Origin of the sequence: Actinocrinis sp., from assembly GCF_035946395.1 — a bacterium.
GTDB lineage: Bacteria > Actinomycetota > Actinomycetes > Streptomycetales > Catenulisporaceae > Actinocrinis.
The window spans coordinates 1-19,254 of record NZ_DASYZI010000356.1; the positions used below are offsets into that span (position 1 = coordinate 1).

Annotated in this window: 18 protein-coding genes; 15 read left to right on the forward strand and 3 right to left on the reverse strand. The window is 68.9% G+C overall.

Annotated elements, in window-relative coordinates:
• From VGS97_RS22045 to VGS97_RS22075, 7 genes are all read left to right on the forward strand, one after another.
• Positions 1-296: DUF4229 domain-containing protein (locus tag VGS97_RS22045; protein WP_326855521.1), on the forward strand; the 296-nt coding region annotated here is incomplete at its 5' end.
• A 67-nt stretch (positions 297-363) separates the two neighbouring features.
• The gene (locus VGS97_RS22050) at positions 364-561 is read left to right on the forward strand and encodes a hypothetical protein (protein ID WP_326855522.1); all 198 of its coding nucleotides are present in this window, start codon (positions 364-366) and stop codon (positions 559-561) included.
• 12 nt (positions 562-573) lie between these two features.
• Entirely contained in the window at positions 574-1,422 is an 849-nt protein-coding gene (locus tag VGS97_RS22055) for a menaquinone biosynthesis protein (RefSeq protein ID WP_349262216.1), read from the forward strand.
• A 47-nt stretch (positions 1,423-1,469) separates the two neighbouring features.
• Entirely contained in the window at positions 1,470-2,663 is a 1,194-nt protein-coding gene (gene mqnC, locus VGS97_RS22060) for a cyclic dehypoxanthinyl futalosine synthase (protein WP_326855524.1), read from the forward strand.
• A 207-nt stretch (positions 2,664-2,870) separates the two neighbouring features.
• Positions 2,871-4,547: an alkaline phosphatase family protein gene (locus VGS97_RS22065; protein WP_414641790.1), complete on the forward strand. Its 1,677-nt coding sequence runs from the start codon at positions 2,871-2,873 to the stop codon at positions 4,545-4,547.
• A gap of 548 nt (positions 4,548-5,095) precedes the next feature.
• Positions 5,096-6,517, forward strand: coding sequence for a DUF1906 domain-containing protein (locus tag VGS97_RS22070; protein WP_326855526.1), 1,422 nt, complete (start codon positions 5,096-5,098; stop codon positions 6,515-6,517).
• On the forward strand, positions 6,511-7,797 hold the full coding sequence (locus VGS97_RS22075; protein WP_326855527.1) for an amidohydrolase family protein: 1,287 nt from the start codon (positions 6,511-6,513) through the stop codon (positions 7,795-7,797). The genes VGS97_RS22070 and VGS97_RS22075 overlap by 7 nt, the downstream gene beginning before the upstream one ends.
• A gap of 28 nt (positions 7,798-7,825) precedes the next feature.
• On the opposite strand, the gene VGS97_RS22080 is transcribed toward VGS97_RS22075, so the two are convergent.
• Positions 7,826-8,515, reverse strand: a complete 690-nt coding sequence (locus VGS97_RS22080) for a demethylmenaquinone methyltransferase (RefSeq protein WP_326855528.1) — start codon at positions 8,513-8,515, stop codon at positions 7,826-7,828.
• 101 nt (positions 8,516-8,616) lie between these two features.
• Here VGS97_RS22080 and VGS97_RS22085 point away from each other — a divergent pair, with 101 nt between their 5' ends.
• Positions 8,617-9,939, forward strand: a complete 1,323-nt coding sequence (locus VGS97_RS22085) for a geranylgeranyl reductase family protein (RefSeq protein ID WP_326855529.1) — start codon at positions 8,617-8,619, stop codon at positions 9,937-9,939.
• Positions 9,940-9,981: 42 nt separating this feature from the next.
• On the opposite strand, the gene VGS97_RS22090 is transcribed toward VGS97_RS22085, so the two are convergent.
• Positions 9,982-10,377 carry a PIN domain-containing protein gene (locus VGS97_RS22090; protein WP_326855530.1) on the reverse strand — a complete coding sequence of 132 codons (396 nt, stop codon included), beginning with the start codon at positions 10,375-10,377 and terminating at the stop codon, positions 9,982-9,984.
• 8 nt (positions 10,378-10,385) lie between these two features.
• On the reverse strand, positions 10,386-10,820 hold the full coding sequence (locus tag VGS97_RS22095; protein ID WP_326855531.1) for a hypothetical protein: 435 nt from the start codon (positions 10,818-10,820) through the stop codon (positions 10,386-10,388).
• Positions 10,821-11,529: 709 nt separating this feature from the next.
• Between VGS97_RS22095 and VGS97_RS22100 the strand changes: the two genes are divergently transcribed.
• The 7 genes from VGS97_RS22100 to VGS97_RS22130 are packed head-to-tail and all read left to right on the forward strand — an operon-like array spanning position 11,530 to position 19,220.
• Positions 11,530-11,889, forward strand: coding sequence for an NADH-quinone oxidoreductase subunit A (locus VGS97_RS22100; protein WP_326855532.1), 360 nt, complete (start codon positions 11,530-11,532; stop codon positions 11,887-11,889).
• 13 nt (positions 11,890-11,902) lie between these two features.
• Positions 11,903-12,457, forward strand: coding sequence for an NADH-quinone oxidoreductase subunit B family protein (locus tag VGS97_RS22105; RefSeq protein ID WP_326855533.1), 555 nt, complete (start codon positions 11,903-11,905; stop codon positions 12,455-12,457).
• On the forward strand, positions 12,454-13,194 hold the full coding sequence (locus VGS97_RS22110; RefSeq protein WP_326855534.1) for an NADH-quinone oxidoreductase subunit C: 741 nt from the start codon (positions 12,454-12,456) through the stop codon (positions 13,192-13,194). Before VGS97_RS22105 ends, VGS97_RS22110 begins: the two co-directional genes overlap by 4 nt.
• Positions 13,191-14,588 (forward strand): NADH-quinone oxidoreductase subunit D, encoded by a 1,398-nt coding sequence (locus VGS97_RS22115; protein WP_326855535.1) that lies wholly within the window; start codon positions 13,191-13,193, stop codon positions 14,586-14,588. The genes VGS97_RS22110 and VGS97_RS22115 overlap by 4 nt, the downstream gene beginning before the upstream one ends.
• Before the next feature lie 29 nt (positions 14,589-14,617).
• Positions 14,618-15,337, forward strand: coding sequence for an NADH-quinone oxidoreductase subunit NuoE (nuoE, locus tag VGS97_RS22120; RefSeq protein WP_349262218.1), 720 nt, complete (start codon positions 14,618-14,620; stop codon positions 15,335-15,337).
• A complete protein-coding gene (gene nuoF / locus VGS97_RS22125; RefSeq protein WP_326855537.1) occupies positions 15,334-16,650 on the forward strand; it encodes an NADH-quinone oxidoreductase subunit NuoF in 1,317 nt (438 codons plus the stop codon). The genes nuoE and nuoF overlap by 4 nt, the downstream gene beginning before the upstream one ends.
• Positions 16,650-19,220, forward strand: a complete 2,571-nt coding sequence (locus VGS97_RS22130; RefSeq protein ID WP_326855538.1) for an NADH-quinone oxidoreductase subunit G — start codon at positions 16,650-16,652, stop codon at positions 19,218-19,220. The genes nuoF and VGS97_RS22130 overlap by 1 nt, the downstream gene beginning before the upstream one ends.
• Positions 19,221-19,254 lie beyond the last annotated feature (34 nt).

Consider the following 19,254-nt stretch of genomic DNA (forward strand, 5'->3'; position numbering starts at 1 on the left):
CGGCGCCGGTCTTCGCGACCCGTCACGCGGTGCTGCGATACACCACGCTCCGGCTCGCGCTGTTCCTCGCCGCGCTGCTGCTCGTCTGGGGTGTGGCGGTGCTCTTCGGCATGGACCTGAGCTCGCAGTTGTCCAGGCTCACCCTGCTCGCCGTAGCCCTGCTGGTGTCCAGCGCGGTCTCGTTCATCACGCTGTCCAAGTACCGGGACGCGATGTCGGCCGGCATTGTCGACCGCACCCAGCGGCTGGGCAAGAAGTTCGACGACGCGGCCTCTTTCGAGGACGAGGACGAATAAACCGCGCAGGCGGAACCCGCGGACCGCCTCGCACATCCAAGCTGTCGCCGTCACGTTCGGCGGCGGTGTGACGGATGGGGAGACGCGGGGATACGGGGATCCGCAGTCGGTGCACGCCGATCGGTTCGTCGCGCTCGGCGGCCCCCGCGATCTGCTCTACCTGGCCGAGCTCGGCGACTGCTCCCGACTACGGTTCCCGACCTGGTATCTCTCGCAGGTGGCGCCCGACCTGACGGACCTCCTGGCCGCGGTCGGGGCCGACTAGCGGCGTAGGGTGCTGGACGTGGACAAACCTCGTGTCGGGCACATCCAGTTCCTGAACTGCATTCCCATCTACTGGGGTCTGGTCCGCTCCGGTGCGGTGCTCGACCTGGATCTGGTCAAGGACACCCCGGAGCGGCTCTCCGAGCAACTGGTGGCCGGCGATCTCGACATCGGGCCGATCTCCCTTGTCGAATACCTCAGGCACGCCGACGACCTGGTCGTGCTGCCCGACGTCGCGGTCGGCTCGGACGGGCCGGTCATGTCCTGCAACCTGGTCTCACAGCCACCCTTCGCCGAGTTGGACGGGGCACGCGTCGCGCTCGGCTCGACCTCGCGCACGACGGTGCAACTCGCCCGCCTGGTGCTGCGCGAGTGCTACGGCGCCGAACCGCTGTACTACTCGTGCCCGCCGGACCTCGCCGAGATGATGCAGGAGGCCGCCGCGGGCGTGCTGATCGGCGACCCGGCGCTACGCGCGTCCCTCTACGACGCGCCCCGGCTCGGCCTGCGGGTGCTCGACCTCGGCCAGGCCTGGAAGGAGTGGACCGGGCTGCCGATGGTCTTCGCGGTATGGGCGGTGCGCCGAGACTTCCTTGCCAGGCAGCCCGCGCTGACCCGCGAGGTTCACGATGCGTTCCTCACCTCGCGGGACCTGGCCATGGCCGAGGTGGACAAGGTCGCCACGCAGGCTGCTCGCTGGGAGTCCTTCGACGCGTCCACCCTTGAGCGCTACTTCACCACGCTCGACTTCTCCCTCGGGGCGCGCCAGCTGGCGGGGGTGCGCGAGTTCGCCCGCCGCGCCGCGGCGCAGATCGGGGTCGATCCCGAGGTGACGATCGAGTTGCTGGACCGGGCCGCGTAGGCTGAACGAAGGATCTGATCGGGAAGGCCGGTAGTCACATGGTTTCGGTGGGCACTGCTGCGCTGGGCACTGAGCTTCAGGACGCTCTCGACCGCGCCGCCGGCGGTGGGCGCATCTCCGAGGAGGAGGCCCTGGAGCTCTACCGGCACGCCCCGCTGCACGCGCTCGGCCGGGCCGCCGACGCCGCGCGGCGCAAGCGTTACACCCGAGAAGAAGATCCACAGTCCGCCGACATCGCGACATACATCATCGAACGCAATATCAACTACACCAACGTCTGCGTGACGGCGTGTAAGTTCTGCGCGTTCTACGCACCGCCGAAGTCGGACAAGGGCTGGTCCCGCGACCTCGACGAGATCCTGCGCCGGTGCGGCGAGACCGTCGCGCTCGGCGGAACGCAGATCATGTTCCAGGGCGGGCACCACCCGGACTACGGGGTCGAGTACTACGAGACCTCGTTCCGCGCGATCAAGCAGGCGTACCCGCAGCTGGTGATCCACTCCCTCGGCGCGTCCGAGGTCCAGCACATGGCCAGCGTCTCCGCGGTCACCATCGAGGAGGCGATCAGCCGGTTGAAGGCGGCCGGGCTCGACTCGTTCGCCGGGGCCGGCGCTGAGCTGCTGCCGCAACGCCCGCGCGCCGTGATCGCCCCGCTCAAGGAGTCGGGTGAGCGCTGGCTGGAGATCATGGAGACCGCGCACCGGCTCGGCCTGGAGTCGACCTCGACCATGCTGATGGGCACCGGCGAGACCAACGCGGAACGGATCCGGCACATCGCCATGATCCGCGAGGTGCAGGACCGCACCGGCGGCTTCCGCGCCTTCATCCCGTACACCTACCAGCCCGAGAACAACCACCTGAAGGGCCGGACCCAGGCCACCACGCTCGAATACATCCGGATGATCGCCATCGCCCGGCTGTTCCTGCACAACGTCGCGCACATCCAGGGCTCCTGGCTGACCGTCGGCAAGGAGGCGGGGCAGCTGACCCTGCACTACGGTGCGGACGACCTCGGCTCGGTCATGCTTGAGGAGAACGTGGTCTCCTCCGCCGGCGCCCGCCACCGCTCCAACCGGGCCGAGCTGATCCACCTCATCCGTTCCGCCGGGCGGATCCCCGCGCAGCGCGACACCCTCTACAACCACCTAGTCGTGCACACCGACCCTGCGGACGACCCGGTCGACGACCAGGTCCGTTCGCACATCTCGTCGACGGCGCTGCCGCTGGTCGAGGTCGGCTGAGCCGGCGGCCTGCGGCTCATCGGCACCGGGTTGACGTAAGGGCACTGTGATATCGGGTGCCTGACGGCACGTCAGACCGTATCTCCGTTCGGTAGTCGCCTGGAATTCCCGTGAGGTTCACCGTTTGGCGGTCATGCTGCCGGAGGCGCGGACTATCACTCTCCTTCAGAGGCTGACATCGGGTCGGCCGAACCATGGGAGCTTTCGATGTCTCGCACATTCGGTCCCGTGCCTAAGCGCAGGCTGCGCGTCGCCGGGCTGGCGAGTGCGGCCGTCCTCGTCTCGGGCGCCGTGCTGGCCCCGGCGACCGCTTCGGCACACGCCGGTGACGGCAAGCACGTGCTTGTCATTTCGGTGGACGGACTGCACCAGTCCGACCTGGCCTGGTACGTCGCGCAGCACCCGCACTCGGCCATGGCCGGCCTGGTCGGCGACGGGATCGACTACACGAACGCCCAGACCACCAACCCGTCCGACTCGTTCCCGGGCATGATCGCGCAGTTCACCGGCGCGACCGCGGGCCAGAGCGGTGTCTACTACGACGACACCTACAACCACGCCCTGCTGCCGCCCGGCACCACGGACTGCAAGAACACCCCGCTGGGCACCGAGGTCGCGTGGACCGAGGCCGCCGACAAGAACCTGAACTCGATCGACGCCGGCCAGGGCCTGTCCGGGCTGCCCGGCCCGATCCTGCAGATGACCGGCGACCCGAAGACGGTGCTCGACCCGGCCCAACTGCCGGTGGACCCGGCGACCTGCAAGCCGATCTACCCGAACCAGTACCTGCGGGTGAACACGGTCTTCGACATCGCCAAGCAGGCCGGCCTGCACACCGCCTGGTCGGACAAGCACCCGGCGTACTCGATCCTGGACGGCCAGAGCGGCAACTCGATCGACGACCTGTTCACCCCGGAGATCAACTCCGACGCGTCGATCGCCGGTTTCCCCGCAGGTGACGACTGGACCAAGGACAACGCCGCCACCCGGCAGTACGACGGTTACAAGGTCCAGGCCGTGATCAACGAGATCGACGGCTACGACCACAGCGGAACGACCAAGGAGGGCGTGCCGGCCATCTTCGGCATGAACTTCCAGACGGTCTCCACCGCCGAGAAGCTGCCGAAATCGGACGGTATGACCGGCGGCTACCTCGCCGACGGCGTCACCCCGGGCCCGCTGTTGTCCTCCTCGCTGGACTGGATCGACGCGCAGCTCGGCCGCTTCGTCGCCGAGATCAAGAAGCAGCACCTGGACAAGTCGACCACGATCATCCTGTCGGCCAAGCACGGCCAGTCGCCGACCAAGCCGTCGGACCTGACCCGGATCGACGACGGCCCGATCATCGACGCCGTCAACGCCGCCTGGGCCAAGCTGCACCCGAAGGCCGCCCCGCTGGTCGCCTTCACCGTGGACGACGACGCGATGCTGTGGTGGCTCAGCGACCGCTCACAGGCCGCCGCCGACTTCGCGAAGAACTTCCTGCTGAGCCTGACCGGCACCGGCAACGACATCAACGGCAACCCGAAGCCCTTCACCTCGGCCGGCCTGAAGGCCGTCTACGCGGGTGAGGCGGCGTCCGACTACTTCGGCACCTCGCACAGCGACCCGCGGGTGCCCGACCTGGTCGGCGTCGCGCAGGTCGGCACGGTGTACACCGGCGGCCACGGCAAGATCGCCGAGCACGGCGGCGCGAACCCGGCCGACCGCGACGTGCCGATCGTGGTCTCCGGCGCAGGCGTGGACAGCGACGGTTCGCACTTCGACGGCGCCCCGGTGCTCACCACCCAGATCGCCCCGACCATCCTGGAGCTGCTCGGTCTCGACCAGCACAAGCTCCAGACGGTGCGCGAGTACCACGTCACCGACCTGCCGAGGATCTGACCCGACCGGGATCTGACCTCCACGGGTGCGGCGCCCCAGGATCTCGCCTCCGGGGGATTGATACCCCAGGGAATCTGACCTCCGGAGGCCGGAGGATTGGCACCTAGGGATCAGGCCTGCCAGGGATCTGACCCTGTGGACCCGATCCCCAAGGATCCGACCCCGTCCCCCGTCCCCCGTTCCTCGTCCCCTGTGCATTCGATCCGACACCGGCTCAGTCGGTATCAGATCTGATCATCTGATCTATTAGGCCGAAGCGGTCCGCCGCCCCGACACTTGCCGGGCGCGGCGGACTGTGGCGTCTATGTCCTGATATCGTCTGCTTGATCAAATTCAGCGATGATATGGGGATATTCATGACGCTCACGGCCTTGAATCACACAGCCTTAAATCACACAGCCTCGAACTGCACAGCCTCGAACCAAACGGTCTCGAACTGCACGGTCTCGAACCAAACAGTCTCGAACTGCACAGTTTCGGACCGTACAGCCTCAAACCACACACCTCGACGCGGTGCAACACGCGCGGTCAGCCGCGCTTTGGGCTTCATGGGCACCGCTGTCCTTGCAATCGCCACCTTCGCGACCGTCCTCACGACGTCGCTGGTCACTGCGATACCGGCCTCCGCGCAGTCCGAGCCCGAGTCCGAGCCGTATCACGTGACGACGGCATGGAACGGCGTGAAGACTGTCACGTACCTCGGCCGCAGTTTCACGGTTCCCTTCTCCTGGCGGGTCGTCGATCTGGCGAGACATCCGTACACGTGCGTGCGTTTCGACGTGCACGCCGTCTACCTTGGGCAACCCGGCGACAAGCAGCGATGTCCGGCCCGTGGCGCTGGGCGGCGTATCGGTGCCCTGCTCATCGAGCCCGACCTGACCCGTTCGGCCGGTAGCGCCACCGTCGCGCTCGACCATCGGCTCTCCTCCGAGATCGACGTGGCCGCTCCCGGTCTCACGATCACCGCCAGCTACGGCCACGACCGCGACACCGTTATCGGCGCGCTAACCGCCGCAGGGCTGCCCAGTCCGGCCTACGCACCTACACGTGTCGCCCCGGCTCTGGCCCTCGCCCGCGACGCGGTGCCGGTGGAGATCGTCCGGGGCACCAACCAGGCCACCGGTCTCGGGTTCGACACCTGCGCCGCGCCCAGCACCACGCAGATGGACGCCTGGGCCACCTCGCCTTTCAGCGCGATCGGCATCTACATCGGCGGTGACGAGCGAGCCTGCGACCAGTCGAACCTGACCGGCGACTGGCTCACCGCGCGGGCCAAGGCAGGCTGGCACTTCATGCCGCTCTACGTCGGCTGGCAGGCCGCTTGGGACAAGCTGACCGCCACTACCTCCACCCCCGGGCCTGGCGCGCTGGGCAAGGAAAGCGCCGACGACGCGGTCATACAGGCCCGCAGTCTCGGTATCGGTCCAGGCGCCCTGCTCTACTACGACATGGAGTCGTACACGACACCTGCGCAAAGTGCTGCTGCGATGGCTTTCCTGTCCGCATGGACTGCGGAACTGCACGCTCACGGCTACCGTTCGGCGGTCTACAGCAGTGCCGCGACTGGAATCGCCGACCTGATGGTCCATCGCGGGAAGATCACTGAGCCCGACGTCGTCGCGATCGCTCACTGGAACGGCGTCGCTGACGCGGATCTAACGGCAACGCCAACCAACGCCTGGCCCGTGCAGCGTGCGCACCAGTACCTCGGCAACGTCTACGCGTCATACGGCGGCGTAAAGCTGAACATCGACAAGGACTACCTGTCGATCAACAACGCTGCACCAATCGGCACTGCGCCATTCACCACTGTGCCGATCGGCACTGCGTCGATCAGTACAGCGCCGATCAACACAGCGCCGGTTGCCACGACCACTGTGCCAATCACCGGCACTTCATGCCCTAATGCGGCGACTTCGCCCGTTCCGAGACCGAGGGGCAGCTCATCCAATAGGCTCGTCGCATGCTGACACTGCATAGTGCGCCCATCGTCCTTCCCGTAGTCTCCGAGCCGATCGGCGACGGCGCGGTCTTGGTGGACGGTGACCGGATCGCGGCCGTGGGACCGCGCGGGCAACTCGCGGCCGAGCACCCCGAGGCGCGAGAACACGCGTGGAGCGGCGTACTGACCCCGGGCCTGGTCAATGCGCACGCACACTTGCAGTACACGGACTTCGAGGAGCTCAACTCGATCGACGAGCCCTTCCCGGTCTGGCTCGGCCGGATGGTCGCCAAGCGCCCGACCTTCACCGAGGCGATGTGGCAGGAGTCGGCCCGCCGCGGCCTGCGGCTGATGCTCGCCGCCGGCACCACCGCGGTCGCGGACATCGTCACCGAGCCCGAGGTGCTTGAGCCGACCGCACAGTCCGGCATCGCCGGAATCTCCTACCTTGAGGCCGTGTTCGAGGACGCGCAGAGCTGGTCGGACTCCGGCCGCGCCCGCATCCTGGCCGCTCTCGCTGACGCCCCCGTCGGCCGGACGCTCGGCATGTCGCCGCACACTCCGTACACGATCGCCACCGCGGTCTTCGCGGACTGCGTCGCCATCGCCCGCGCGCGCGGACTGCGCACGCACACCCACGTTGCCGAGTCCGAAGCCGAGGTGCGGTACGTGGCGACCGGCGACGGCCCGTTCGCCGACGACATGCTCCGGTTCGGCAAGGCGATGGAGCTGATCCGGGACGGCGGCAGCGTCCTGACGCCGGTCGGCTTCCTGGACAAGATCGGCGCGCTCGGCCCGGACGTGCACGCGGCGCACTGCGTGCACTGCGATGCGTCAGACCGCGAGATCCTGCGGTCCCGGGGCGTCTACGCGGCGCTGTGCGTGCGCTCGAACCGGATCCTGCAAGCGGGCGAACCGCCGGTCGCCGACTACCTCGCCGAGGGCTCGCCCTTCGCGATCGGCACCGACTCGCTCGCCTCCAGCCCGAGCCTCGACCTGCTCGAAGAGGCCGCGACCCTGCGCGACTTGGCGCTCGTGCAGGGCTACGACGAGTTCGACCTGGACCGGCGGATCGTCGAGGCGGCGACCCTCGGCGGCGCGGCGGCCATGGGCCTGACCGACGTCGGCCGCCTCGACCAGGGAGCCCGCGCCGACCTCGCGGTCTTCGCCGTGCCCACGCTCGACGCCCTCACCGGAGCCGAGCCGGGCGAGGTCTACGCGGCCCTGCTCGATGCTGCGGCGGCGAAGATGCATCAGTGCGTTGCCACTGTCCTAGGCGGCACGGTCGTGCACGACACCCAGTCCTAAGTCTTGTGCCGTCTTCGCTCGGCTCGACTTACACGTAACCCCGGTGTAGGGCAACGATGCCGCCGGTGAGATCGCGCCATGCCACCCGTGACCACCCAGACGCCTGAATGAGCGTCGCGAGTCCCTGCTGATCCGGCCAGGCACGGATCGACTCAGCGAGGTATACGTACGCGTCCGGATTCGAAGCGACGCGAGTCGCGACCGCCGGCAGAACCCGCATCAGATATTCGAGGTAAACGGTCCGGAACGGTCCGTTCGTCGGATGCGAGAATTCACACACCAGCAGCCGCCCGCCCGGCTTCGTCACCCGCCGCAGCTCGCGCAGTGCCGCCGTCGTGTCGGCCACGTTGCGCAGCCCGAAGGAGATCGTCACCGCGTCGAACGCCCCGTCGCGGAACGGCAGGCGCATCGCGTCCCCGGCTGCGAAGTCGAGGTCTGGGTTGCGCGACCGGCCGACGTTGAGCATCCCGAGCGAGAAGTCGCAGGCCACCACGGACGCCCCGGCCTGCTGGAACGGGATCGACGAGGTCCCGGTGCCCGCCGCGAGGTCCAGGATCCGTTCGCCGGGCCGCGCGTCCACCGCCGTGGCCACCGCGCGTCGCCACGCACGGGCCAGCCCCAGCGACAGCACGTCGTTGGTGAAGTCGTAACGGTCCGCGACGCCGTCGAACATCGCCGCGACCTCGTGCGGTTGCTTGTCCAGGGAGGCTCTGCTCATGGACCTATCCTGGCACCTCCGTAAGACGGGAATACGCAGGCGCCCTCCCCCCGCATAGACACCCGAGTCGTCCCGCCCAACCTGTTGTCTAAACTGCTCCCGTGCCGACTCAAGACTCCGCCGCGGAGCCCCGCGCTGCTTCAGACCACCGCGTCGCCTCCGAGGACTCGGCCGACGTGATCATCGTCGGCGCGGGACCGGCCGGGTCCGCGACGGCGTACCACCTCGCGCAGGCCGGCCTCGATGTCCTGCTGCTGGAGAAGACCGAGTTCCCGCGGGAGAAGGTCTGCGGCGACGGCCTGACTCCGCGTGCGGTCACCCAACTGGTGCGTATGGGCATCGACACCTCGCCCCAGGCCGGCTGGCTGCACAACAAGGGCCTGCGCATCATCGGCGGCGGACGCCAGCTCGAACTCGCCTGGCCCGAGCTGGCCTCGCACCCGAACTACGGGCTCGTACGCCCCCGGTCCGACTTCGACGAACTGCTCGCCCGGCAGGCGCAGAAGGCCGGTGCCCGCCTGCTCGAACAGTGCAACGTGACCGCCCCGATCCGCGACGAGCGGACCTCACGCATCACCGGCGTCACCGCCAAGCTGGGACCCGAGAAGCGCGAGGTCGCCTTCCACGCCCCGATCGTCGTCGCCGCAGACGGCAACTCGACCCGCTTGGCCATCGCGATGGGCCTGCACAAGCGCGACGACCGCCCAATGGGCGTGGCGTACCGCGCGTACTACCGCAACCCGCGCCACACCGACGACTGGCTGGAGTCCTGGCTGGAACTGCGCGACGCCCAGAACCCCGACCACCTGCTGCCCGGCTACGGCTGGATCTTCGGCATGGGTGACGGCACGTCCAACATCGGCCTGGGCATCCTCAACACGTCATCGGCATTCGGCGCCGTCGACTACCGCGACATGATGCGCCGCTGGCTCGCGTCAACCCCGCCGGAGTGGCAGCTGACCGAGGACAACCGCACCACCCCGATCCGCGGCGCCGCGCTCCCGATGGGCTTCAACCGCAAGCCCCACTACACCCGCGGCCTGCTCCTGGTCGGCGACGCAGGCGGCATGATCAACCCGTTCAACGGCGAAGGCATCGCTTACGCGATGGAATCCGGCGAGATCGCCGCCAAGGTCATCGCGCAGGCCAACTCCCGCAAAACCGCCTACGACCGGGAACTCGCCCTGTCCGACTATCCCAAGATCCTCAGCCAGACCTACGGCGGCTACTACACGCTGGGCCGCCTCTTCGTCAGCCTTATCGGCAACCCCAAAGTCATGCGCCTGGCCACCCAGCGTGGCCTGTCCCACACGATGCTGATGCGCTTCACCCTCAAGCTGCTGGCCAACCTCACCGACCCCCGCGGCGGCGACGCGATGGACCGCATCATCAACGGCCTGGCGAAGGTGGTTCCAAGCGCCTGACGCGGTGGTGGTCCCGCAAGGGGCGGACCGGTTGTCCGATCGCTAGATGTCGATGACCGGCGGACGTTGGCGCAGGTCTGCGTCGAGTGAGTCGATCAGCTTGGCGATATCACCGCGGTCGCTGGTAACGATCCCGGCCCGGTAGCGGACGGCGAGGATTACGACAGAGGCGTCCACGACGTCCGAGGTTCCGGCTCGGCCGCACAAAGTACCGGCCAGGCGGGCGGCCTCTTCGTCGAACGGCACGACCTGACACGTGCGCAGAGCGAGTGAAAGCAGCGCCTGCTTCGGCCCAGTGCCGCGCCAGACCTGGGCCAGTACGGTGGTCGGCACGCGCGGCAACGTCCCGGCGCGCGCTGCGGCCTGCGCGATCAGGCTGAATGGCCGACTGCCGTTCCCTGCGGCGATCAGCGCCCCTGCGTCGTAGATGACTTCCACGGGACGGCCTAAGCGGCCTGGTCGTAAGCACCGCGAGTGTAGGCCGCCAGTTCGGCGAAGAAGGCGTCCACGCGCTCTTGCTCTTCCGGGGTGGCCTGGCCATGCATGGCCTCGACCTCGGCAGCGTATTCAGCAGCGGCCTCTTGGGCCGTGGCCACGCGGCGAGCACGCTCGGCGCTTTCCTCGGCGGCCCGCGTCAGCCATGCCGAGACGCTCATTTCGGCCGCCGCGGCCATCTCCCGAACCGTGCGCACAGTCTCCGGCGGCATCGACACACTCACTTTGTCAACTTTCTGCCCCGCACCTGCGGACTTGCGGGTCGCCTTCTTAGTCGTTTTGCCTGCGAGCGCAGACGCACTCATGCCTCGATTGCGCGGCGTCAGGTTCCCCGTCGTGCGTGTCCCGGCTCTTCCATCGCCGTTGGCTTTCCCGGTACCCGTCATGCAAGCCATACTACGCGATGGTGGGAATGGATTCCTACCAGGTGTGTCGAGGGCGGTCGAGCCGACGAGCGTTAGCGAGGCGGCGCAGCGCGTGCGCGGCAGCGCACTGAGTCCGTGGAGCGGCCTCGCGTAGTGAGGGCGCGGAGCGGGGACGGGCGGGTGGGTGTTCTTAGCGCGGAGCGCGTTAAGAGCGGTCGCTCTAAGCCGCAGGCGTTATCCCGAATGCCGCGTAAGTGGCATGGGGGAGTCGCTTCTACAAGACGTAGAGTGGGAAATCAAGTCGGCTGGCCGGATCGTGGTCGGGCGGTGGGCGTGATCTGGCGGCGGGCGGGGTGGCGGGGGGCTGGCTGTGGGGTGGGTTTCTCGGGTGGAAACGGGGATCGTCGCGGGGGTGGCACGACAGGCTCCGGACATGTCTTTCAGGCTCTGACCTGGGCGTGATGGAGATCACACAGCGCGAACGTGGGTGTAAGGGCTACGTTACGAACCGGCGATTCGCCGAAGGGGTGACCCGTGGCGAGGATCACAAAGGGCAGGCCGTAAGATTGCCGTCGTCGGCAAGGCTTACGGCCGATTTCACCCCGAGCTTGTGAACGGCTTCACGAGCGTGGTCCGGGCCTCTGGTCCGGATGGCGCTCGGAATCTGGAAGGTCCAGCCGTCGACGGACGCCGGCGGACTACGACTAGCGGCGGAAAGGCGGCGGCGCGTGTGGACACCTACGTGCCGATCCTGATCCTGGGCTTGATCGCGGGCGGATTCGCGGTCTTCTCGGTGGTCATCGGCTCGCTTACCGGTCCGAAACGGTACAACCGGGCCAAGTACGACAGCTACGAGTGCGGTATCGAGCCGTCGCCGCAGCCGGTCGGCGGCGTCCGCTTCCCGGTCAAGTACTACTTGGTCGCGATGCTGTTCATCGTCTTCGACATCGAGATCGTCTTCCTCTACCCGTGGGCCGTCGCCTTCGACGCGCTCGGCTGGTTCGGGCTCGTGGAGATGGTCATGTTCGTCCTCACCGTCCTGGTCGCGTACGCCTACGTGTGGCGGCGCGGCGGCCTGGACTGGGACTGAGAGGGGGTGCCGGATGGGTCTTGAGGAGAAACTCCCCAGCGGGTTCCTGCTCTCCACGGTCGAGGGCCTGGCCGGGTACATGCGCAAGGGCTCGCTCTGGCCGGCCACCTTCGGGCTGGCCTGCTGCGCCATCGAGATGATGGCGACGGGTGCGGGCCGGTACGACCTGGCCAGGTTCGGCATGGAGGTGTTCCGGGCCTCGCCCCGGCAGGCCGACCTGATGATCGTGGCGGGCCGGGTGAGCCAGAAGATGGCCCCGGTGCTGCGCCAGATCTACGACCAGATGCCGAACCCCAAGTGGGTGCTGTCGATGGGCGTGTGCGCCTCGTCCGGCGGGATGTTCAACAACTACGCGATCGTGCAGGGCGTGGACCACATCGTGCCGGTGGACATCTATCTGCCCGGCTGCCCGCCCCGGCCGGAGATGCTGATGGACGCGATCCTCAAGCTGCACGCCGAGATCCAGGCCATGCCGCTCGGCGTGGACCGGGAGAAGGCGGCCCGCGCCGCCGAGGAGGCCGCGCTCAAGGCGCTGCCGACGATCGAGATGAAGGGCTTGCTGGCATGAGCGGCGAGCAGTCCCGGGCCGGCGAGTCGGCGGGTGGCGGGGCGCTGGAGAAGGCGCAGCCGCTGGCGGTGCAGGAAGCGGAGGTCGTCGCCGTCCGCAAGGGCATGTTCCCGAGCGGCAACGGCGGTGACACTTCCGGCTACGGCCGGCTCGTGCGCAGGATCGAACTGCCGGGGCAGTCGCCGCGGCCATACGGCTCCTACTTCGACGAGGTCGAGAACGAGCTGTTCGGCGCGCTCGACGAGCAGGGGCTCGCACCGGAGAGCGCGATCGAGCGGGTGATAGTGCACCGGGGGCAGATGACCTTCCAGGTGCGCCGCGAGCACTTGGTGCAGGTCGCGCGGACGTTGCGCGACGACCCGGCGTTGCGGTTCGAGCTGTGTCTTGGCGTGTCAGGGGTGCACTTCCTGCACGAGATCGGGCGCGAACTGCACGTGATGGTGCCGCTGATGTCGATCACGCACAACCGCCGGATTCAGCTGGAGAGCACCTGCCCGGACAGCGACCCGCACCTGCCGTCGCTCTACCCGGTTTATCCGGCGGTGGACTGGCACGAGCGCGAGACCTGGGACATGTTCGGCATCGTCTTCGACGGGCACCCGGCGCTGACCAGGATCCTGATGCCGGACGACTGGCCGGGCCACCCGCAGCGCAAGGACTACCCGCTCGGCGGCATCCCGGTTGAGTTCAAGGGCGCGCAGATCCCGGCTCCGGATCAGCGGAGGTCTTACCAGTGACCATTCAAGCGGAGAGGGCGGCCGAAGACATGCCGGATGCCGCTTCCACGAATTCCACTACGGCTGGAGAACCGCACGGCGATCCGTACGGCGTGGGGGACGAGGCCGACGGCCGCGTCTTCACCATCACCGGCGGCGACTGGGACGAGATCGCCGGCTCGCTCGGCGAGGCGCCCGAAGAGCGCATCGTCGTGAACATGGGTCCGCAGCACCCGTCCACGCACGGAGTGCTGCGGCTCATCCTGGAGCTTGAGGGCGAGACGGTGACCGAGGCCCGGGTCGGGATCGGTTACCTGCACACGGGCATCGAGAAGAACCTCGAATTCCGCAACTGGACGCAGGGCACGACGTTCGTCACCCGGATGGACTACCTCACGCCGTTCTTCCAGGAGGTGGCCTACTGCCTGGCGGTGGAGAAGCTGCTCGACATCGAGGAGCAGGTCCCCGACCGGGCCAGCGTGGTGCGGGTGCTGCTGATGGAGCTCAACCGGATCTCCTCGCACCTGGTGTGCATCGCCACCGGCGGCATGGAGATGGGCGCGCTCTCGGCGATGATCTTCGGCTTCCGCGAGCGGGAGCTGGTGCTCGACATCTTCGAGATGATCACCGGCCTGCGCATGAATCACGCGTACATCCGGCCGGGGGGGCTGGCGCAGGACCTGCCGCCCGGTGCGGTGGACAAGGTGCGCGAGTTCCTGGCGCTGATGCCCAAGCGGATCAAGGACATCGAGGCGCTCTGCAACGAGAACGCGATCTTCAAGGGCCGTACCGAGGGCATCGGGTACCTGGATCTGACGGGATGTATGGCGCTCGGGATCACCGGGCCCATCCTTCGATCGACCGGGTTGCCGCATGATCTGCGCAAGTCGCAGCCGTACTGCGGATACGAGCAGTACGACTTCGAGGTCTGCACGTGGGACACGTGCGACGCGTATGGCCGGTACCGGCTGCGGATGGACGAGATCCGCGAGTCGCTGAAGATCGTCGAGCAGTGCCTGGACAAGCTGAAGCCGGGTCCTGTGATGGTCGAGGACAAGAAGATCGCCTGGCCGGCGCAGCTGGCCCTCGGCGGCGACGGCATGGGCAACTCGCTCGACCACATCAGGCACATCATGGGCGAGTCCATGGAGGCCCTGATCCACCACTTCAAACTGGTGACCGAAGGCTTCCACGTCCCGCCGGGCCAGGCCTACGTGGCCGTCGAGTCCGCGAAGGGCGAGCTGGGGTGCCACGCGGTCTCGGATGGCGGGACCAGGCCTTACCGGGTCCACTTCCGCGACCCGTCGTTCAACAACTTGCAGGCCACCGCCGCGATGTGTGAGGGATCGATGGTTGCGGACGTCATCGTGGCCGTCGCCTCGATCGACCCGGTCATGGGAGGGGTGGACCGGTGACCGACGTCTCGATCGGCCTCGCCCCGCACTTGCAGGGCGCGGACACCACCGCGGCCTCGACGCAGACTTCGTACGCCGACGCGCCGCAGGTGCGGGAGCGCTTGGTCAAGGACGCCCAAGCGCTTATCGCGCGCTACCCGAAGCCGCGCTCGGCGCTGCTGCCGCTGCTGCACCTGGTGCAGTCCGAGGAGGGCTACGTCAGCGGCGACGGCGTCAAGTTCTGCGCCGAGATGCTGGGGCTGTCCACCGCCGACGTCTCTGCGGTCTCGACGTTCTACTCGATGTACAAGCGGAAGCCGGTCGGCGACTACCACGTCGGGGTGTGCACGAACACGCTGTGCGCGGTGATGGGCGGCGACGAGATCTTCGCCACGCTCAAGGCGCACCTCGCGGTCGGCAACGACGAGCGCACCGCGGAGGGCCAGGGCGAGCGCACGCTGACGCTCGAACACATCGAGTGCAACGCGGCCTGCGACTTCGCCCCGGTGATGACGGTCAACTGGGAGTTCTTCGACAACATGACGCCGCGCACGGCCGTGCAACTCGTCGACGACCTGTTGGCCGGTCACGAGGTCACGCCGAGCCGCGGCCCGGCGCTGTGCTCCTTCAAGGAGATGGAGCGGATCCTGGCAGGGTTCGAGGACGAGCGGCCGGACGCGGTACACGGCGGCGGCCCGGCTGGTCCGGCCACGCTGGAAGGGCTGAAGATCGCCCGGCGGGACGGCTCCAGGGTGGAGGGGCAGGTATGAGCAAGCTGACTCCGGTGCTCTCCCGGGCGTGGGACGACGCGCGGTCGTACACGCTTGAGGGCTACCGCAGGCACGACGGCTACCAGGCCGTCCACAAGGCGCTGGCCATGTCGCCGGACGATGTCATCAAGCTCGTCAAGGATTCCGGGCTGCGGGGCCGAGGGGGTGCCGGATTCCCCACCGGGATGAAGTGGTCGTTCATCCCACAGGGTGACAACAAGCCGCACTATCTCGTGGTCAACGCCGACGAGTCGGAGCCGGGAACCTGCAAGGACATCCCGTTCCTGCTGGCCAACCCGCACGAGCTGATCGAAGGCATCATCATCGCGTGTTACGCGATCCGTGCGAATCATGCGTTCATCTACCTGCGCGGCGAGGTCGTGCACGTGCTGCGCCGGCTTCAGGCGGCGGTGCGTGAGGCGTACGCGGCCGGATACGCCGGAAAGAACGTCCTCGGGTCCGGTTTCGACTTGGAGATCGTGGTGCACGCCGGGGCGGGCGCGTACATCTGCGGCGAAGAGACCGCGCTGCTCGACTCGCTTGAGGGATACCGGGGGCAGCCCCGGTTGCGTCCGCCGTTCCCGGCGATCGAGGGGCTCTACGCGAGCCCGACCGTGGTCAACAACGTCGAGTCGATCGCCTCGGTGCCCGCGATCCTGCGCGGCGGTGTCGAGTGGTACCGCTCGTTCGGCACCGAGAAGTCGCCCGGCTTCGTGCTCTACTCGCTGTCCGGGCACGTCACCCGGCCGGGGCAGTACGAGGCGCCGCTCGGCATCACGCTGCGCGAACTGCTCGACCTGTCCGGCGGCGTCCGCAACGGGCACCGGCTGAAGTTCTGGACGCCCGGCGGCTCCTCGACCCCGCTGCTGACGGATGATCACCTCGACGTCCCGCTGGACTACGAGAGCGTCGGCGCCGCCGGATCCATGCTCGGCACCCGAGCCTTGCAGATCTTCGACGAGACCGTCTGCGTGGTGCGGGCCGTGCTGCGCTGGACCGAGTTCTACAAGCACGAGTCCTGCGGCAAGTGCACACCGTGCCGTGAGGGAACGTACTGGCTGGTCCAGGTGCTCCAGCAGCTTGAGGCCGGGCAGGGCAGCGAAGCGGACCTGGACCGGCTGCTCGACCTGTCCGACAACATCCTGGGCAAGGCGTTCTGCGCCCTCGGCGACGGCGCCACCTCGCCGATCACCTCGTCGATCCAGTTCTTCCGCGACGAGTACATCGAGCACCTGCGCACCGGCGCCTGCCCCTTCGACCCGGCGCTCTCCACCGTGTGGGCGCCCGCACTGGCCGCGACGGGAGCGCACTGATGACCGTCACCACGAATGCTCCGGCGCCGGGTACCGGCGGTGAGCCGCCGGCCGTGCCCGAGGGCTACGTCTCGTTGACCGTCGACGGCATCGCGACGATCGCGCCCAAGGGCGAGCTGATCATCCGGGTCGCCGAGCGGCTCGGCGTCGCGATCCCCCGGTTCTGCGACCATCCGCTGCTCGACCCGGTCGGCGCCTGCCGGCAGTGCCTGGTCGAGGTGGAGGGCCAGCGCAAGCCGATGGCGTCGTGCACGACCACGGTCACCGACGGGATGGTGGTCAAGACCCAGCACGCTTCCGCGGTCGCCGACAAGGCACAGCGGGGCGTGATGGAACTGCTGCTGATCAACCACCCGCTGGACTGCCCGGTCTGCGACAAGGGCGGCGAGTGCCCGCTACAGAACCAGGCGCTGTCCAACGGCCGTGGCGAGACCCGGTTCGAAGGCAAGAAGCGCACGTTCGCCAAGCCGATCAACCTCTCCACGCAGGTGCTGCTCGACCGCGAGCGCTGCGTGCAGTGCGCCCGGTGCACCCGCTTCTCCGAGCAGGTCGCCGGCGACCCGTTCATCGACCTGATCGAGCGCGGCGCCGACCAGCAGGTCGGCATCTCGGTGGCCGGGGACCAGGAGTTCAGCTCCTACTTCTCCGGCAACACGGTGCAGATCTGCCCGGTCGGCGCGCTGACCGGCGCGGCCTACCGGTTCCGCGCCAGGCCCTTCGACCTGGTCTCCACGCCGAGCGCCTGCGAGCACTGCGCCGCCGGCTGCGCGCTGCGCACCGACCACCGGCGCGGCAAGGTGCTGCGCCGCCTGGCCGGCGAGGACCCCGAGGTCAACGAGGAGTGGAACTGCGACAAGGGCCGCTGGGCCTTCCAGTACGCCACCGCGAACGACCGCATCCGCGTCCCGCTGGTGCGCCGCGACGGCGAACTGGTCCCGGCCTCGTGGCCTGAGGCGCTCGACGCGGCGGCCAACGGGCTGCGCGCGGCCCGCGGCTCGGCCGGCGTGCTCGTCGGCGGTCGCAGCACCCTCGAAGACGCGTACGCGTACGCGAAGTTCGCTCGCATCGCCCTGGACAGCAACGACATCGACTTCCGCGCTCGTCCGCACTCCAACGAGGAAGCCGAGTTCCTGGCCGCGCACGTGGCCGGCAACAGCCCGGTCTCGGGCGGCGAGACGACCGTGACGTACGCGAACCTGGACAAGGCCCCGGCAGTGCTGCTCGTCGGGTTCGAGCCCGAGGACGAGTCGCCGATCGTGTTCCTGCGGCTGCGCAAGGCCGTGCGCAAGGCGCGCACGGCGGTCGTCGCCATAGCGCCGGTCGAGACGCGCGGCCTGCGCAAGCTGAACGGCACGCTGCTGAAGGCCGCGCCGCACACCGAGCCGGAGTTCCTGACCGCGCTCGCGGCGGGCACCGAGGTGGCCGGGCTCGACGCGGCCGGGCTGCGCACGGCGCGGCTGTTGCGCGAGCCGGGCGCGGTGATCCTGGTCGGCGAGCGGCTGGCCTGCGTGCCCGGCGCGCTGAGCGCCGCGCTGCGGCTGGCCGAGGCCACCGGCGCCAAGCTGGCGTGGATCCCGCGCCGGGCCGGCGAGCGCGGCGCGATCGAGGCCGGCGCGGTGTACAACCTGCTGCCCGGAGGCCGCCCGGCCGAGGACTCGCGGGCCCGCTCCGAGGTCGCCACCGCGTGGGGCGTGCGCACGCTGCCGACGCTGGACGGCCGCGACGGCGACACGATCCTTGAGGCGGTGCGCGCCGGGAGCATCAAGGCGCTGCTGATCGGCGGCGTCGATCCGGCCGACCTGCCGGACCCGGCCGGGGCGCTGGCCGCCCTCGACGCGGTCGACTTCCTGGTCTCGCTGGAGCAGCGGCGCTCGGCGGTCACCGAGCGGGCCGACGTGGTGCTGCCGGTCGCGGTGGTCGCCGAGAAGAGCGGCACCTTCCTGGACTGGGAGGGCCGCCCGCGCACCTTCGAGACCGCGCTGTCCGCCGACGCGGTGCAGACCGTCATCGCCGGCGGCATGCCGGACCTGCGAGTCCTCGACGGCCTCGCCGACGCGATGGACGTGCACCTCGGCCTGCCCGACGTCGCCGCCGCCCGCCGCGAGCTGGCGCGGATCGGCCGCTGGGACGGCATCCCGGCGCCGCGGCCCTACGCGCAGCCCCGGCCGCTGCCCGCCCCGGCCGCGGGGCAGGCGGTGCTGGCGACCCATCACCTGCTGCTCGACGACGGACGGCTCCAGGACGGCGAGAAGCACCTGGCCGGCACGGCGCGCCAGCCGGTGGTCCGGCTGTCGCAGGCCACCGCGGCCGAGATCGGCGCGGCCGACGGCGACGCGGTCGCCGTCTCCACCGACGCCGGGACGATCACGCTGCCGCTGGCCGTCGACACGCTGCCCGACCGGGTCGTGTGGCTGCCGACGAACTCGCCCGGCTCGCACGTGCGCGCCGCGCTGGGCGCCGACACCGGCGCCGTGGTGTCCGTCGCCCGCGTCGCCGTGTCCGGCGACGACGCGGCGTTCGATGCCGGCGCGGGCCGCGACCTCGACCAACCCACCGAGGTGGAGGGCTGATGCCACCACTACCCGCAGCAGCGTTGAATCAAAA

Excerpts from the sequence above, each read along its gene's own strand:
- VGS97_RS22070 (WP_326855526.1), top strand. The coding sequence starts at position 5,096 with ATGGGCACCGCTGTCCTTGCAATCGCCACCTTCGCGACCGTCCTCACG.
- VGS97_RS22105 (WP_326855533.1), top strand. The coding sequence starts at position 11,903 with ATGGGTCTTGAGGAGAAACTCCCCAGCGGGTTCCTGCTCTCCACGGTC.
- VGS97_RS22080 (WP_326855528.1), bottom strand. The coding sequence starts at position 8,515 with ATGAGCAGAGCCTCCCTGGACAAGCAACCGCACGAGGTCGCGGCGATG.
- VGS97_RS22075 (WP_326855527.1), top strand. The coding sequence starts at position 6,511 with ATGCTGACACTGCATAGTGCGCCCATCGTCCTTCCCGTAGTCTCCGAG.
- VGS97_RS22110 (WP_326855534.1), top strand. The coding sequence starts at position 12,454 with ATGAGCGGCGAGCAGTCCCGGGCCGGCGAGTCGGCGGGTGGCGGGGCG.
- VGS97_RS22130 (WP_326855538.1), top strand. The coding sequence starts at position 16,650 with ATGACCGTCACCACGAATGCTCCGGCGCCGGGTACCGGCGGTGAGCCG.
- VGS97_RS22095 (WP_326855531.1), bottom strand. The coding sequence starts at position 10,820 with ATGACGGGTACCGGGAAAGCCAACGGCGATGGAAGAGCCGGGACACGC.
- VGS97_RS22065 (WP_414641790.1), top strand. The coding sequence starts at position 2,871 with ATGTCTCGCACATTCGGTCCCGTGCCTAAGCGCAGGCTGCGCGTCGCC.
- nuoF (WP_326855537.1), top strand. The coding sequence starts at position 15,334 with ATGAGCAAGCTGACTCCGGTGCTCTCCCGGGCGTGGGACGACGCGCGG.